Source organism: Halopseudomonas pachastrellae (assembly GCF_900114765.1).
In the GTDB taxonomy this organism is placed as follows: domain Bacteria; phylum Pseudomonadota; class Gammaproteobacteria; order Pseudomonadales; family Pseudomonadaceae; genus Halopseudomonas; species Halopseudomonas pachastrellae.
This window is the reverse complement of record NZ_FOUD01000029.1, coordinates 1-15394: the sequence shown is the minus strand read 5'-3', so window position 1 is coordinate 15394 and position 15394 is coordinate 1. Positions and strand designations below refer to the sequence as shown.

At 61.5% G+C, this 15394-nt stretch carries 13 protein-coding genes; 4 read left to right on the top strand and 9 right to left on the bottom strand.

What is annotated here, in order from left to right:
• The first annotated feature begins 345 nt into the window (after positions 1-345).
• Together BM116_RS17845 and BM116_RS17840 are read left to right on the top strand one after the other, a co-directional pair.
• Complete coding sequence (locus BM116_RS17845; RefSeq protein ID WP_083728672.1) at positions 346-1062, top strand: response regulator; 717 nt, start codon at positions 346-348, stop codon at positions 1060-1062.
• Positions 1059-2657 carry an ATP-binding protein gene (locus BM116_RS17840; RefSeq protein ID WP_083728671.1) on the top strand — a complete coding sequence of 533 codons (1599 nt, stop codon included), beginning with the start codon at positions 1059-1061 and terminating at the stop codon, positions 2655-2657. The genes BM116_RS17845 and BM116_RS17840 overlap by 4 nt, the downstream gene beginning before the upstream one ends.
• Positions 2658-2733: 76 nt before the next feature.
• On the opposite strand, the gene BM116_RS17835 is transcribed toward BM116_RS17840, so the two are convergent.
• The 4 genes from BM116_RS17835 to metR form a co-directional block, all read right to left on the bottom strand.
• On the bottom strand, positions 2734-3357 hold the full coding sequence (locus tag BM116_RS17835) for a QsdR family transcriptional regulator (protein WP_083728670.1): 624 nt from the start codon (positions 3355-3357) through the stop codon (positions 2734-2736).
• Positions 3358-3600: 243 nt separating this feature from the next.
• Entirely contained in the window at positions 3601-4362 is a 762-nt protein-coding gene (locus BM116_RS17830; protein WP_083728669.1) for an SDR family oxidoreductase, read from the bottom strand.
• A gap of 111 nt (positions 4363-4473) precedes the next feature.
• Positions 4474-5343 carry an alpha/beta hydrolase family protein gene (locus BM116_RS17825; protein WP_083728668.1) on the bottom strand — a complete coding sequence of 290 codons (870 nt, stop codon included), beginning with the start codon at positions 5341-5343 and terminating at the stop codon, positions 4474-4476.
• Positions 5344-5580: 237 nt separating this feature from the next.
• Positions 5581-6504 (bottom strand): transcriptional regulator MetR, encoded by a 924-nt coding sequence (metR, locus tag BM116_RS17820; RefSeq protein WP_083728667.1) that lies wholly within the window; start codon positions 6502-6504, stop codon positions 5581-5583.
• A gap of 114 nt (positions 6505-6618) precedes the next feature.
• Between metR and BM116_RS17815 the strand changes: the two genes are divergently transcribed.
• Together BM116_RS17815 and rlmM are read left to right on the top strand one after the other, a co-directional pair.
• Positions 6619-7389: a 5-methyltetrahydropteroyltriglutamate--homocysteine methyltransferase gene (locus BM116_RS17815; protein WP_169847316.1), complete on the top strand. Its 771-nt coding sequence runs from the start codon at positions 6619-6621 to the stop codon at positions 7387-7389.
• Positions 7390-7462: 73 nt separating this feature from the next.
• Positions 7463-8518 (top strand): 23S rRNA (cytidine(2498)-2'-O)-methyltransferase RlmM, encoded by a 1056-nt coding sequence (gene rlmM, locus BM116_RS17810; protein ID WP_083728665.1) that lies wholly within the window; start codon positions 7463-7465, stop codon positions 8516-8518.
• Between the two features lie 5 nt (positions 8519-8523).
• On the opposite strand, the gene BM116_RS17805 is transcribed toward rlmM, so the two are convergent.
• From BM116_RS17805 to tssI, 5 genes are all read right to left on the bottom strand, one after another.
• Positions 8524-9303 carry a hypothetical protein gene (locus BM116_RS17805; RefSeq protein ID WP_235846794.1) on the bottom strand — a complete coding sequence of 260 codons (780 nt, stop codon included), beginning with the start codon at positions 9301-9303 and terminating at the stop codon, positions 8524-8526.
• A 246-nt stretch (positions 9304-9549) separates the two neighbouring features.
• A complete protein-coding gene (locus BM116_RS17800) occupies positions 9550-10521 on the bottom strand; it encodes a hypothetical protein (RefSeq protein ID WP_235846793.1) in 972 nt (323 codons plus the stop codon).
• 2 nt (positions 10522-10523) lie between these two features.
• Positions 10524-13412 carry a toxin VasX gene (locus BM116_RS17795; protein WP_083728664.1) on the bottom strand — a complete coding sequence of 963 codons (2889 nt, stop codon included), beginning with the start codon at positions 13410-13412 and terminating at the stop codon, positions 10524-10526.
• Entirely contained in the window at positions 13409-13972 is a 564-nt protein-coding gene (locus BM116_RS17790) for a DUF4123 domain-containing protein (protein WP_083728663.1), read from the bottom strand. The genes BM116_RS17795 and BM116_RS17790 overlap by 4 nt, the downstream gene beginning before the upstream one ends.
• Positions 13962-15394 (bottom strand): type VI secretion system tip protein TssI/VgrG (tssI, locus tag BM116_RS17785; protein WP_139222373.1); only part of this gene is annotated, 1433 nt, incomplete at its 5' end. The genes tssI and BM116_RS17790, both read right to left, overlap by 11 nt.

Genomic DNA, 15394 nt, shown 5'->3' with positions numbered 1-15394 from the left:
GAGTTCGACACAAGATAGTGTGTGTTTTCTTCAGAGGCAAGTGACTATTTAGTGGTTTTTTCTGGGGCTGAACGACTGGCCTGGCGGCAAGGCAGCAATGCTGCGGGCTAGGGGCATGTTTGACCGTTTGGCGGCTTTTTTTGAATCTGTGATGGGGTCTGCGCAATGGATTTTGTCAACCCTTGAAGGCGCTGGATTTGCTGTGATTTGCGGCCGTTGGCTCTGCGGATCGGGGCATTATGTCAACAGCGGAAATCAGTGTTTCTTCCCGGCGTTGTAGTCCGGCGTTGAGCGGGTGCTACAATCGCCGGCTGTTTGCAGTCGTTGAGTAGTCGGGGAGCAGGGGTGGAGACAGATAGCAGTAACATCCTGATTGTAGAGGACGACCAGAAGCTGGCCGGCCTGATTGCCGAGTTTCTGCAGGTGCAGGGGCTGTCGGTGTCTATTGAGGCGGACGGCGCTCTGGCGGTGCAGCGCATTCTGGACAGCCAGCCTGATCTAGTGGTGCTGGACTTGATGCTGCCTGGTGAAGACGGTTTGTCGATCTGCCGCCGGGTACGTGAAGCCGGATTCTCCCGACCGATCCTGATGCTGACCGCGCGCAGCGAAGACGACGACCATATCTCTGGTCTGGAGCTGGGCGCCGATGATTATGTCAACAAACCGGTGCGCCCGCAGGTATTGCTGGCGCGCATCCGCGCCTTGTTGCGCCGCAGCGGCGAGAGTGACAGCAGCGCGGCCCCCAGTCGCCTGGAGTTTGGCGAGCTGGTGGTGGACAACGATCGCCGCGAGGCCTGGCTGCGCGGTGCGCTGATCGAGCTGACCGGCGCCGAATTTGACCTGCTCTGGCTGCTGGCCAGCCATGCCGGGCGTATTCTCAGCCGTGAGGAGATCTTCATTGCCCTGCGCGGCATTGAATACGACGGCCAGGACCGCTCCATTGATGTGCGCATCTCGCGCATTCGCCCCAAGATTGGCGATGACCCGGACATGCCGCGTCTGATCAAGACCGTGCGCAGCAAGGGCTACCTGTTCGTTGCTCCCGGCCCGGGCCAGGCGTGAACTCGATTTTTCTGCGCATTTACGGCGGCATGCTGCTGGTGCTGATCGCCGTCTCCTGCCTGGCGTTGATCAGCATCCGCATGATCAACGATGTGCGCGCCGAAGATTTTCGCGAACGCGTCGCCACCGGTACCTTCCGGCTGATGGCCGACAACCTTGAACCCATGGACGATGCCGAGCGGCAGAAGGCTATGGCGGTGTGGATGCGGCTGATCGGCGTGCCGCTGGAGCTGCACCCGCTGGATGCGCTGGCGCTGGACTCCACCAGCTGGGCGCGGCTGATTCAGGGGCGTGTGCTGGTGCGTAGCCAGGGGCCCTCGCAGGCGCGGGTCTACAGCCTGGTGGATCTGAGCCGGCAGCAGGTACTGACTGCCGATATCGAGCGTATTTCCGAGCAGCTGGGCCGCGCGACGCTGTTTCTGATTGCCGATGAGCTGGTGCGCCACCCCGAGGCGGACATGCCGAGCTGGCTGCAACAGTTGCGCCGTGCCAAGGGCTTTGGCTTTCCGCTGAATCTGACCGGTTTGCACGAGACGGATCTGGATGTTGACCAGCGGCGGCGGCTGGATGAGTTCGACACCGTGCTGAGTCTCGGGCCGGACGGCAACTCCATGATGATGTACATGAAGATACCGGACACCAACTGGGTGCTGAGCCTGGGGCCGGTCTATCAGATGGAGGAGTATCCGCCTGAGATGCTGCTGATGACCGGGCTGCTGGCGTTGTCGCTCAGCGGTTTGCTCATCTACCTGCTGGTGCGTCAGCTGGAGCAGCGGCTGATGAACCTGGAGTCGGCCGCAACGCACATTGCCCGAGGCAACCTGGATGCCCGCGCCGAGGTGATCAGTACCGACTCGGTGGGCAGTCTTGCCAGTGCCTTCAACGACATGGCCGAGCACCTGCAGCGCGTAATGCAGATTCAGCAGGAGATGATTCGCGCGGTATCGCACGAGCTGCGCACGCCGGTGGCGCGGCTGCGCTTTGGCCTGGAAATGGTCGAGACTGCCGACAGCGACGATGCCAAGCGCCGTTACATGGACAGCATGGATGGTGACCTGACCGAGCTGGACAAGCTGGTTGACGAGATTCTGACCTACGCACGCCTGGAGCAGGGGGCGCCAGCCCTGACGCTGCAGCCGGTTGATGTGCTGGCCACGGTGGAGGAGGTCATGCTCGAGCTGGAGCCGCTGACCACCCGCGTGCAGATCAGCCATGTTGACCGTTCCAACGGCCGTGCCCACGCCATCGACGCCGAGCCACGTTACCTGCACCGGGCGCTGACCAACCTGGTCAGCAACGCCGCGCGTCACGCCAGTAGCCAGGTGCGCATCAGCACTCGGGTGGTTAACGGGCGCTGTCGGCTGATTGTCGAAGATGATGGCCCGGGCATTCCCGAGGACTATCGCGAGCGGATATTCACGCCGTTTTTGCGCCTGGATGACAGCCGCACGCGCTCCAGCGGTGGCTACGGTCTGGGGTTATCCATTGTGCGGCGTATTGCCTACTGGCACCGGGGTTATGCCCGGGTAGAGGGCTCGCGTGATCTGGGCGGCGCGGCTTTTATCATTGACTGGCCGGTGCGTTTGCATATCTGAGTCAGTAGACGCATTGGCGTAGCAGCAAGGCCAGACGCTGGCAGGAGGGACGCGGCAAGCCGCGTCCGAGGAGGAGTCAGTTCTGGTGGCCGTTCACCAGCAGGCGGAAGGCGGTTGTTGCCGGACCAGGCTCGGGCTTGCGGCCGCAGATCAGGTCGCAGTATATGGCGCTCTCACCAATGCGCACGATGTACAGCGCGAGGCTTTGCGGGTCCATCTCGGGTTTGATATCGCCGGCTGCGATGGCCTCTTCAAACATCTTTTCCCAGGTGCCGATCAGGCGCTCCTGCAAGCCGGAGCTGCGCGCCGTGAGCAGTTGCAGGCCCCATTGCGGCTCGGCCTGCAGAAAGTCGTACATGGGCCGCGCGTTGATCAGCGCAATGTTGATGTCTTCATAGATCTGGGTCAGAAAGTCGATACCTTTGAGCCCCGGCGTCTGCTCGGCGCGGGCGATCGCCTCATCGTAAATGCGCTTGTACAGCGACCAGAGAATCTCGCCCATCAGCAGGTCCTTGTTGCCCACCCAGCGCATCAGCGTGGCACGCCCGATACCCAGCTCTTCAGCCAGCTGCGACAGATTCAGCCTGCGCCCCTCGAGCCACCAGCTGCGCGCCATGCGAAAAGCCGTAATGGGCGTGGCACGTTCTTCGGATTTGCGTTTGGAGAGGGCGAGGGAGAGCGGAGTCTGCTGGCTTGTCATTGTCTTTTCCATGGCGATATAGCGGGTGCGTTGTTGCACCGAACGCCATGGTAACAATGGTGATACCAAGATGGAAAGTGTCCCGTACCTGCATCATTGGTAACAGAAGATGAAGATGTGAAGGGCGTATCAGACTTTGGTCGCATGCGGCCTTATCGCGCTGCTGGCAGAAATCGGCCCGCCGTCTCAAGGCAATACGCCTCGAAGGATCAGGCTCCGGCATGGGCACCGGAGCCTCGGGAGTCAGCCGCGACCGATAAAGGGCATCTTGGTCGCCATGATGGTCATGAACTGTACATTGCTCTCCAATGGCAGTTCGGCCATGTGTACCACCGCCTGGGCAACGTGCTCGACATCCATGGTCGGCTCCACGGCAATCTCGCCGTTGGCCTGTGGAATGCCCCGTGCCATGGGTGCGGCCATCTCGGTGGCGGCGTTGCCGATATCAATCTGGCCGCAGGCGATGTTGTACTTGCGCCCGTCCAGTGAGGTGGCTTTGGTCAGGCCGGTCATGCCGTGCTTGGAGGCGGTGTAGGGGGCTGAGTTGGGGCGGGGCGAGGTAGCGGAGATCGAGCCATTGTTGATGATGCGCCCACCCATCGGGGTTTGTTCGCGCATGATGCGAAAGGCTTGCTGGGTACACAGAAAGGCGCCGCTGAGATTGGTTTCCAGGGCGGCTTGCCATTGCTCGTAGCTCAGCTCTTCCAGCGGCAGCGGCGGCGCGCCGGTGCCAGCGTTGTTGAACAACAGATCCAGGCGCCCCCATTGGCATTTTACCTGGGTAAACAGCGCCTCGACGGATGCCGGGTCGCGTACGTTGGTCGCTACAATCAGGGTGTTGTCTGCCAGTGCGCCCAGGCCGTCGAGTGCCTTTTGCAGTTTGTCGGCGTTACGTCCGGCCAACGCTACGTGGTAGCCAGCCTTGAGCAGGGCGATGGCCGTTGCGCGGCCGATACCGGTGCCGGCGCCAGTGACCACTGCGACCTTTTGGGGGGAGTCTGACATGGGGGTGTCCTCTGTTGTTGTCTTGGCTGGCCAGAGGATACACCAGCGCGTGCGCCGCACGCTGTCGCCATCCCGACAGCTTGGCTGCCAGGATGGCTCCGTGTGCAGAGCTTAGTTGATGCCTTTACGGCGTACGTCCCAGTCGTTGTCGGTGCACAGGTCGCAATTGCTGCCGTAGAAGGTGTCTTCTGCGCTGGCGTCGTCCATCAGGTGATAGCGGAACCAGGCGGTAGACGGTCCGCGGAAGTCACCGGCACTACCCACAGGCTCAAAGTGGCTGGCACCGGACAGTTCACCCCAGAACACCGGCACGTTGGCGCGGTTGTACACCGGCAGGGCGTTCAGAGTCGGGCTGGCGATGGTGTCGGCGCTGCCGGTCATCAGGAACATCGGGCCATTCTGGTTGGACTGTGAGCTGCTGTTGTGGCCAAGGCCGATGGTGTACGGCTGGAAGGGGGCGGTGACTTTGATGCGGTAGTCCTGGCCAGCCATGATGGTGCCGCCGCCGCCCTGAGAGTGACCGGCTGCGCCGATGCGGTTCAGGTCCAGCTTGTTGGCGTAGGTGCCGGTGCTGCGGTTGTTCTGGGTGGTCAGGTAGTCAACGCAGTTGAGCATGTCCTGGCCGGTGCCGGCGTTGGAGGTGTTGGCGGCGATAACCACAAAGCCATGGCTGGCCCAGTGTTCAAGAATGCCGCTGTAGGTGCTGGGAGAGGCAGTGGTGCCGTTGCCCCAGACGATGATCGGGTGTTTGAGACCGTTGGCACCCAGCGTGGAGGGGCGGAATACGGTGCAGCTCAGGCCGGCACTGCCGCTGGTGGTAGCGAATGAGCCGTCAGCGCTGAAGCTGCTGACGCCCGGAAAACCGGTGCCGGTATCGGGGTTGCTACCGGCACCACCACCGCCGGGGTTGGTAGCCAGCGCAACGCTGGACAGAGAAACGCCAAGGGTGAACGCGGCCAGCTTGAACAGGGGTGCTTTCATGACTGTATCCTTTTTCTGATGTTGTCCGAAATTCATGCAGTGGCGCTGCGCGCTCAGCTGCAAGACAGTCAAGGTAGTTGTCTCGTCGTGGTCGTAAACTCGCCTGTACGGGTTAGTTGCACATGGCTGCACCTCCGAAAACTACTCAGAAGTGATTGCCATCTTAATGATTTAAATGGATTTTCTTTTCAGTGCGTGGGTGCAGGTGTTACTGCCATCTCACCCGCATGGGTGTGACTAGTCACTACCGCGCGCGCTGACGCCTTCGAGCGTAGCGAAGGAGGTGTCCTTGGCGGTCAGCAGAAAGTCCTGCAGGTAGGGCATTTCCATCATGTCGTCACGCACCGCTGCGTACAGCGTACCGAAAAGCCCCTCCGGGCCCAGACGGCGAGCAGTGACATAGCCCTTGTGCAGGTATTCGGCCATGGCCCAGTTGGGCAGGCAGCAGACGCCGCGGCCGGACGCGACCAGTTGCATCATCATTACGGTCATCTCGGCGGTACGCACGCTGGCGGGCTCGATACCGGCCGGGTCGAGAAACTGCTTGAAGATGTCCAGCCGATCACGCTCGACCGGGTAGGTGATCAATACTTCGCCTTCCAGATCCGGCGGGCGTACGTGATGGGCGGTGCTCAATGGATGCTGGTTGCTCACCGCCAGCAGTGCCTCATAGGTGAACAGCGGCACGTAGGTGATGCCTTCGATTTCCAGCGGGTCGGAGGTGACCACCAGATCCAGATCACCGCGTGCCAGTGCTGGCAGCGGCGCAAAGAAAAAGCCCGAGGCAAAGTCCACCTCGACCTCTGGCCAGGCGTTGCGGAACTGGTCGATAGTCGGCATCAGCCACTGAAAGCAGCTGTGGCATTCGATTGCCATGTGCAGCCGTCCGGCCTGTCCACCGGCCAGGCGCTGGATATCGCGCTCGGCCTGACGCACCTGCGGCAGCAGGCTGTCGGCCAGACGCAGCAGACGCAGGCCGGCACTGGTAAAGCGTACGGGTTTGGTTTTACGCACAAACAGCGTCATGCCGAGTTTTTCTTCCAGGTCCTTGAGCTGATGCGACAGCGCAGACTGGGTCAGGTGCAGGCGCTCAGCCGCCTCAACCAGGCTTTCGGCATCACGCAGGGTGCTAAGGGTACGCAGGTGGCGGAGTTCGAGCATGGCGGGGCGTCGTCTACATGAGAAAAATCGAACTATAGCATGAAGAATATGAGTTTGATTCAGCGGACTTTTGGCGTGAGCATTACCGCCAGACAACCTTGCGAGGATCTGGCCATGCCCTGGCTACACACCTTAACCCATCACAGCAATCGCTCTCCCTACGACCGCTGGCACGCTGAGTCGGCAGCAGGCTTGTCGCGCGTAACCCTGGCGCTGGCTGATCTGCCGGCCGACCGTCAGGAGTTGCTGGAGCAGGTGACTCAGGCCCAGGCGCTCGGCTATCAGGTGAAAGTGGCGCTGCCCGGGCCCCTGTCGCTGCTGTGGCAAGTGCCCGACGCGCTGCAGCGTTTGAGCGCTACGCTTGATCGATACGACGCGCTGCTCTTGGCCCTGGCCGATGCCGGGGTGGATTGGGTGCAGCTGGATGAGCCGCTGTTGCTGCAGCACCTGCCGCAGCCCTGGGGCGCGGCTTTTGAGGGCGCTTACAATCGTCTGCAACGGGTGCCCTTGCAGCTGTTGCTGGCCTGTCCCGGTGGGTTGCTGCATGAAAACCTGGGGCTGGCCTGCAGTCTGCCGGTTGACGGGCTGCATGTTGATCTGCTCGACGGCGAACGCCAATTGGTGCCGCTGCTTGATCGTTTGCCGGCCTATAAGGTGCTGTCGCTGGGCGTGGTTGATTCGCAGGGCCGGCCGGCACTCGACAGCGCTGCGCTGACGCCCATGCTGGCAAACCTGCATGGGCGCTTGCGTTCGCGTCTGTGGCTTGCGGACAGCCGCCTGGAGTTTGCGGCCAGTGCGCTGGCCCGCAGCGCGTTGGCAGCGCTGGCCCAGTTGCGCAGTCAAATTCGTAGCCAAGTCGGCGGCTGCGCGGCGTATACGGCCTGATCAGCCCGGCGGCACTTCAACCTGCCCGTCGCTGCCTGTACAGTAGCGCCCGATTATCCAGCGGGAGCGAGACATGCAGGAATTGTTGCTACATTGCCGTCTGGGCTTTGAAGGGGAGGCGGCCGCCGAGATGCAGGAGCTGGCTGGCGAGCAGGGCATTGCTGGTTATCCGGTGACCCAGGATGGCAGCGCTCTGGTGCGTTTTGTCTGTCCCGAGCAGGGCGAGGCCGAGCAACTGATGCGGGCCATCGATTTTCAGCAGTTGATCTTCACCCGTCAGTGGGCGGTCGGCAGCTGGCTGGAGCTGGACCCGGAAGACCGCGTCAGCCCTATCATCACTGCCTGTGCCCAGGGCCATATTGCCTCGCTGATGTGGCTGGAAACTGCCGACACCAACGATGGCAAGGCACTGGCCGCGCTGACCAAAAAGCTGAAAGGCCCGCTGGAGCGCTCGCTCACCAAGACCCGCTTTGTTCGTCCCAACAAACCCGAACTGCCGCGCCTGCACCTGTGCTTTCAGAGCGGCCAAAAGGTATTTGTCGGCTGGTCTTGGGCTAACAATGGCGCGCCCTGGCCGATGGGCATTCCGCGCCTGAAAGTCCCGCGTGAAGCGCCCAGCCGATCCACCCTGAAACTGGAAGAAGCCTGGCATCACTTTATTCCGCGTGATGACTGGGACAGCCGCCTCAAGGCGGGCATGACCGCAGTTGACCTGGGCGCGGCCCCCGGTGGCTGGACCTGGCAACTGGTCAACCGTTTGATGAATGTCACGGCGGTGGACAACGGCCCCATGGATCGCCGCCTGATGGACAGCGGACAGGTGGAGCACGTGCAGGGCGATGGCTACATGTATCGCCCCAAGCGCACCGTCGACTGGATGGTCTGCGACATCGTTGATAAGCCGGCCCGCAGCAGCGCGCTGGCGGCCAAGTGGATTGGTCAGCGCTACTGCCGCGAGCTGATTATCAACTTCAAGCTGCCGATGAAACAGCGCTACCAGGAAGTGATGCAATGCCTTGGGCACATTCAGGACGCGCTGGATGAAGCGGGCGTGCGCGCCGAGATCGGCTGCAAGCAGCTGTACACCGACCGTGAAGAAGTGACCTGCCATATTCGCGCGTTGCGCTGAAACTGCTATTCAGCCCCCGCCTGCTCCAGATCGACCAGGCGGGTGGTGGGGCCGTTGGGGTCAAGGCGTTCGCGGATCAGCTTGGGCCACTGTCTGCGGGAGCGGCGCTTGGCGATGGCGTAGGTGAAGTTTTGGGTGGCATTCATGGGCAAGAAGAAAACGCCACCTAACAGCAGTACCACATCACTACCGCTGAGGAAGTTGCGCCCATTCTTGGCGTTGTATTGAGCTTTTATCTCGTCCCACTGTAAGCGGGTCCAGGCGCCTTTGCTGTTTCGCACCTGTTGTTGTATCTCGGCAAACTCGCGTGAATCGGAGTTGTTGCCGTGCTCATCAAAAAAGGGGCCGTTGTTCATATAGGCGCGCAGGTATTCCCAGAAACCCAGCTGCATTTCCAGCCGCTTGCCCAGTGGCGAACCCAGGTTGATCAACACGGTTTCTTTGGGGTGACCAAAGCGGTGTAGCAGTGCCTCCAGTGCTGCATGGCCCATGCGGCCTGTATAGGGGCCTACGGTACTGACGCTATAAGCCGCGGCGGCAATATCGTCCCAGGCGGTGTGGTAGAGCTCGCCATCCTGTTCAAAGTAGACCTCGCGGGTGCGGCGGTTAAAGAGAATGGGCAGGGGCATGGGATGTAGGATCTCCCAGAGGAAGACGGGCACAAAGCAGGCGACGGCGAACAGAAAAGTCAGCAGAGCATCTTCAGATCGCCCTTCAAAAAGAAACAAGAGTGCAAAAGCGCCGCAGAATGCTCCCCCCATCCCCCCCAGTGCGCCGGTCAGCATGCCTCGGTCTGCGCTGTCACCATGTTCAATCGAGAGATAGTGTTCGGTTTGCTCTTCCACCTCAGGCATGCACATTAGGGGCGCGCCTGTTGGCTGGTCGGCCTGCAGCGGATGGGCGTCCAGCGCTTTGGCCAAGCGTTGGGCGAGGGGGTGGGGGCGTGGGGTGGTCATGGTCAGCTTATATCTATGTCGATGGCGGGCAGGTATAGCTCTTCGCTGGGTGGCCAGCGTGACTTGTTGCCATCCTCACTCAGCCTGCCCAGCCTGCCCAGCCTGCCCAGCCTGCTCCAGATCGACCAGGCGAGTGGTGGGGCCGTTGGGGTCAAGGCGTTCGCGGATCAGCTTGGGCCACTGGCTGCGGGAGCGGCGCTTGGCGATGGCGTAGGTGAGGTTTTGGGTGGCGTTCATTGGCAAGAGCATCACCCCACCTAATAACAATACAAGGTCAATTCCACTGAGGTAGTTGCGACCGTTATTGGTTTTGTATTCTTCCTTTATCTCGCTCAAGGCGAGACGTATATGTTGCCCTTTGCTGTTTCGCACCTGCTGTTGTATCTCGGCAAACTCGCGTGAATCGGAGTTGTTGCCGTGCTCATCAAAAAAAGGGCCGTTGTTCATATAAGCGCGCAGGTATTCCCAGAAACCCAGCTGCATCTCCAGCCGCTTGCCCAGTGGGGAACCCAAGTTGATCAGCACCGTCTCCTTGGGGTGACCAAAGCGGTGTAACAGCGCTTCCAGTGCCGCATGGCCCATGCGCCCTGTATAGGGGCCTACGGTACTGACGCTGTAAGCCGCGGCGGCAATATCGTCCCAGGCGGTGTGGTACAGCTCGCCATCCTGTTCAAAGTAGACCTCGCGGGTGCGGCGGTTAAAGAGAATAGGTAAGGGCATGGGGCGGATGACTTCCCACAGAAAAGGCACAACCACGCACACTACGGCGACTGCAAAAGCCTTGAGGGCAAGCTGAGTGGATCCATCGATATAGGCAATCAGCCCCATAACGATCCAAAAGCCGCCCAACATACCACCCAGTGCGCCGGTCAACATGCCTCGGTCTGCGCTGTCGCCATGTTCAATCGAGAGATAGTGTTCGGTTTGCTCTTCCACCTCAGGCATGCACATCAGCGGGGCGCCAGTGGGCTGGTCGGCTTGCAGTGGATGGGCGTCCAGGGCTTTGGCCAGGCGTTGGGCGAGGGGGTGCGGGCGTGGCGTGGTCATGGTCAGCTTATATCTATGTCAATGGCGGGAAGGTAGAGCTCTTCGACGGGTTGATAGGTAAGGCTGCCGCGTATGGCAACCAGACGAGCGCCGTTGGTCTCGTGGTAGGCGCGGCCCAGCCGCAGGCCGTTGACGGATGCTGGCGCTGGGCTACCAATGTCTGCGTAGAAGGGTAGTGTGTCGTGCTCATCCCATGCCAACCGCAGGCATTGGGTGCTGCCGCCCAGGCCAAATAGCCCGGAGCTGTATTGCCAGTGCTCCGTGCCTTCAAAGCTGACCATGCCCTGACGGTATTCTTGCTGCCCTGGCAACTCCAGTACCAGACGCAGCTCTTCTACCAGTTGCCCTGTGCGTGGGTTGACGTCGTGCCAGCGCTCCAATTTGAGGCGTACGGGCAACACAATCCGATACAACTGCTGCAAAGTCTTTTCCAGGCTTGTGCCCCAGGGCGCTCGGCGCGTGCCACAAAAAAGTTGTTTGAGCCATTTTTCCAGCGACTCGTCTTCGGTAAAAAACAGGCTAACCAGGCCCGTCAGAATGGTGGCGGCAAGCCCCACCAGGGTAAGGCGCAGTGGCAGTGACAGTACTCGAACCCCGGCGAGAAGCGCCTGCGCCTCGCCGGCCAATACCGCTGCGCGGGCGATGCGCAACGCGCGCACGGCTTTCAAGGACGCGCCGGTCAATGCAAGGTTGGCGCTGGTCAGGCCAACGTAAACTCCTGCGCTATCCACGTCTCCTTGACGGTAGGCTATCAGGGCCTTCCAGCCGAAATAAGATACATCCAGACCGGCTGCGAGGGCTTGGAGCAGCATGACAGCGGAGCTCAAACCTAGAGCACGAACCAAGGATTGCTGGGCGAGTGGGCTAAGGCGTCCTGCATTTGCAACGTGCGTTTCCCATCTCACTTCGGCCAGCTGTTGTAGCACTGCCGTTGAGGCAGAGGCTGTAGTCATGGCCGCGCTGCTTGCAGAGACGAAGTTTTGTGTTGTTTGTCCCTCCACCCACGCGTTTCCTGCCTCTTTCAAATTCCACACCGACACCAACGCAATCAGCGTTTTCAGCGGTGCCTCGTTAATCAGCTCTCGGATGCTTGGCAGCTCGATGCCTGCTGCAAGCCCACCGAGGCGAGGTGGCGCCGGCGAGGCGCTGACTGCTGGGGCAGGGCGCGCAGGGCTGGGTGGCGTAACCTGGCTTGGCGCTGTGGCGGGCGCTGCGGTGGAAAGGGTGGGTTTGGGCACCAAGCGCAGGAATGGCACCGCCCGTTTTACCTCAGATGACAGCCGGTTTTTGACAGCAGCACTTACCGCGGTGGCTGCGGTGCCTTGCTCGGCGTGGCGTTGTTGGCGCTCCAGACGGGCTCTCTCTTTTTCCAGTCTGCGTTTTTGGCTGTTGTTGTGCGCGGTCCCTAACTGCTCGCTGACCCAGCGCATGGCTTCTTGCGGCGTTAGCCGGGTGGCGTCAAGGCGTTGCTTGCTGCGGGCCAGCATGGCAATCATCAGGATGTAGGTTTGCTGATGCACCTGCTCACTCAGTGATGCCAGGCGGCCACCGATGACGGTGGATATGGCGGCGAACAGGGGCTCACCACCGCCTGCCAGTGGCAGTTTCTCCAGGTTGTCTGCGCCCAGGTTGAGCGCCGCTGCCAGGGCGGAGATCCGCGCCCAGCGTGCCGCCGCCTCGCCTGCATCTTCCGTCACCGTTGGCAGGCTGTCGGGTAGTGACAAGATACGCTGTAAGTGGCCGCCATCCAGCCGGTCTTTTACCCCCAGTACGGCCCAGAGCAGCCAGGGCTGACCTTTTATCTGCTCCAGATCTAACGCCGTTTCTATAGCCTTGACGCCGGGTGACGTGGCCGCCGGGCCCAGGCAGGCGGCGGCAAAGCTGACCTCCAGCATCTCGCGAGCTGCGGTCAGCTGGATGTCGAAGCCTTCACAAGCGCTTTCCAGGCTCGCAGCAGTGTCACCCCCAAAGGTCTCAAACCAGGCGGCCCAGATGTCTGCCAGACGCAGGATGTCCGTTGCATGCGCGCTGGTCTCGCGCTCTTGCTCGCGCAGTGCGCGTTGCAATGACGATTGATCGATGCTGGATGCTATCTGCTGGCGAATTTTTGTATCGCCGTCACCCATCGATTGCACGATAGCGGCAATAGACCATTCGTCGCGGTGTGCGCTGAGCTTTTCAAAGGCATGGTTGCGTGCGCGTATCAAACCGGCCGTGTCCATGAGCACGCCCCAGGGGTCATCGACCAGCGCGAAGTGCTGTTGTTCACAGCGCTGCATGCGCTTGAGCGGCGAGTCTTCAAGTAGCCAGTAGGACGGATCTGGTGCGCAGCTCCAGCCAAAGTTTTCCGGCTTTACATCGCCAATTTCCGGGTGCAACGCTTGTATCTGGCCACTAGACGGTGCGGCTCCTGGCGTCAGTTCGCGCATCATGCGCTGCCGCAAGGCGGGCTCCTGCTCAATGCGAACAAAACAGTCGTCGGACCAAGCGCAGGGCGACCAGCTAATTCGCACTGGGGCGCCGGCGGCGAGCATCAGGTAGGCTCCCGTCGCCTGGCCCTTCAACCCGCCACCCCGATCGGTCAGGGTGAGCAGCGCACCTTCAACTCGGTATTCGCTCAGCTCCTGCAAGGCTTCATCCCACAGGTACAGATAGCCGTCGCGCAGCATTCGGGGTACGTAGCCCAGTGGCGCGTCTTGCAGTTGTGGGTGATCTGGCCCCAACTCAGGAAAGTTGCCCTTCAGCTCCGGTAGCCCCAAGGTTGCCGAATTCAGGCTGCTAGGATGTCGCGGGTCTACCGGGCCGATGGCGTAGCGCACGGGCAGCACGGCTGCGAGCAGCGGGCAGGCGGCAGGTTGCAGACCTTCCGGGTGGGCGGCTGGCTGAGTCATGGGTGGCTTGGCTCCGGGGCGGCGTAGGATTGGGCGAGGGCGGTGAGCAGTGGCCAGTCGAGCTTGATCTGGGCGTTGAGCGTGCTGGTGCGGGTTGTACAGTCTTGCTCGGGCGTCTCGTTCTGCCAGGCTTGCAGTGGGCCATTGGCGCTGCCCAGCCAGACTTCGCTGACGCCATGCCAGAAGCCGGTCGGCCAGCGTTGACCTGTTTGCCAGGCGCTCAGCAGGGGGCGTGCGTCAGCCAGGCGCAGCCAAAACTCTCGGCCATCGGGTGAACGCACCCTGAGACGGCGGCGCAAGCTGCTGGCCAGCTCATCAGGTTGCTGGCAGGTACGTAGCCAGACGCTGTGCTGCAGGCCTGGCTGGCCATGGGACCAGGCGCTGTGTAGCGGGCTATCTGGGTCGGCATCGAGCAGAATCGGGCCGATGTCAGCGAGCGCGGCATAGGCGGTGCCCTGTAACAATGGAAACAGGCTGTGTTCGGGATATTCACTGGCAAGCCAGATCAGCGCTTGCCGGCGCGATGCGCCGTCAAACAGCAGCGCACCGTTACTGTTCATGCTTTGCTCCGTTGGCTTGGGCGGCCTCGCAGACTTCACACAAACCACTTAGTGCCTGCAGAAATACCCGCCGTTGTTTGACCAGTGCTTCCAGCGGTTGCCCTTCCGTGGCCGCATCGGCTTCGACCACATCACCCGGCAGGATGAGCGCAGCCGCCGTACCCATGCCGGGGCTGCCGCCGGTGTTTACCCGGATACTGGGGCCGCTGACGGTGACGCCGCTGAGATCGATTTTGATAAAGCTGCCGCCAGCCTTGAGGGTGAATTCCATGCCGGCGTCGATCACGATCTTGCGGCCGCTGGAGAGGTGAATTTCCTGTCCCGCGTCGGTCAGCTGCCGCTGGCCGATGCGGGTGTGCCGGCTCTCGGCAATCGTCAGATGATCATTTGCCTTGAGTTCGGTAAGGCGGTTGGCGTGGACAGTGCGGTGCACTTCAGCCAAGTGCTCGCTGTAATGGTTGGCAACGATGTGGTCGTGACGTTCATTGCCAACGTGCAGGCGTTGATCGTGCTCAATGCGCTGATCCCAGTCGCGTTGGGCGTGCAGATAGATTTGCTCGGCGCCCTTCTTATCTTCAATACGCAGCTCGTTATAACCCTCGCCGCCGGGCGAGCTGAGGCTTTTGAAGGTGCTGCGGGTTTTGTGGGCAGGCAGGTCAATCGGGGGCAAGTGTTCGGCGTGGTAAAGGCAGCCGGTGATCAGCGGCTGGTCCGGGTCACCCTCGAGAAAGCTCACCAGCACTTCCATGCCAACCCTGGGAATGGCCAGGGCGCCGTAGCGGTCGCCGGCCCAACCGCTGGCGACGCGTAGCCAACAGCTGGTGTTGTCGTCGGCCTGGCCTTCGCGGTCCCAGTGGAACTGTACTTTGACGCGGCCGTGCGGGTCGCAGTGAATTTCTTCGCCTTCTGGCCCGGTAACCACGGCGCTTTGGCTGCCGGCGATGCGGGGTTTGGGGTGGTCCAAGGCCGGGCGCCAGATGGCTTGCCAAGGGGTGGCGATAAAGCGGTTGCGGTAGCCTTGGGTGAAGCCATCGCTGGCTTGGGTATCACTGGTTACGGCTTCTTCCAGCACCTGCGGCTGTTTGCCTTGGTGCTCGATACTCGTCAGCAGCCAGAGGTCATTCCAGTCATCACGCAGGTGGCCGGTGAGCGTCAGAAAGTGCCCGCTTCGCAGGCCGGGTTGGTCGCTCTCGCCGTTGGCTTGCAGCTGATGGCTGCGATGGCGCTGCAGGTGGATGCGGCTGAGTTGCTTGCCGCGCTCGCGATCGGCAAAGCGGCCAGGGTAGTCGTAGTCTTCCAGCGCTGGTTGCGGCGCGCCGTCTTGCAATGTGGCGTCAGCCTCCAGCTGCAGGCGGGGTTTCAGAAAGTCGTAATCGCGGCGGGCCACACGGTCCGGGCGGGTAGCAGCAGTCAGGCTGAAGC

Excerpts from the sequence above, each read along its gene's own strand:
- BM116_RS17835 (WP_083728670.1), bottom strand. The coding sequence starts at position 3,357 with ATGACAAGCCAGCAGACTCCGCTCTCCCTCGCCCTCTCCAAACGCAAA.
- BM116_RS17830 (WP_083728669.1), bottom strand. The coding sequence starts at position 4,362 with ATGTCAGACTCCCCCCAAAAGGTCGCAGTGGTCACTGGCGCCGGCACC.
- BM116_RS17825 (WP_083728668.1), bottom strand. The coding sequence starts at position 5,343 with ATGAAAGCACCCCTGTTCAAGCTGGCCGCGTTCACCCTTGGCGTTTCT.
- metR (WP_083728667.1), bottom strand. The coding sequence starts at position 6,504 with ATGCTCGAACTCCGCCACCTGCGTACCCTTAGCACCCTGCGTGATGCC.
- BM116_RS17815 (WP_169847316.1), top strand. The coding sequence starts at position 6,619 with ATGCCCTGGCTACACACCTTAACCCATCACAGCAATCGCTCTCCCTAC.
- rlmM (WP_083728665.1), top strand. The coding sequence starts at position 7,463 with ATGCAGGAATTGTTGCTACATTGCCGTCTGGGCTTTGAAGGGGAGGCG.
- BM116_RS17805 (WP_235846794.1), bottom strand. The coding sequence starts at position 9,303 with ATGCTGACCGGCGCACTGGGGGGGATGGGGGGAGCATTCTGCGGCGCT.
- BM116_RS17800 (WP_235846793.1), bottom strand. The coding sequence starts at position 10,521 with ATGACCACGCCACGCCCGCACCCCCTCGCCCAACGCCTGGCCAAAGCC.
- BM116_RS17795 (WP_083728664.1), bottom strand. The coding sequence starts at position 13,412 with ATGACTCAGCCAGCCGCCCACCCGGAAGGTCTGCAACCTGCCGCCTGC.
- BM116_RS17790 (WP_083728663.1), bottom strand. The coding sequence starts at position 13,972 with ATGAACAGTAACGGTGCGCTGCTGTTTGACGGCGCATCGCGCCGGCAA.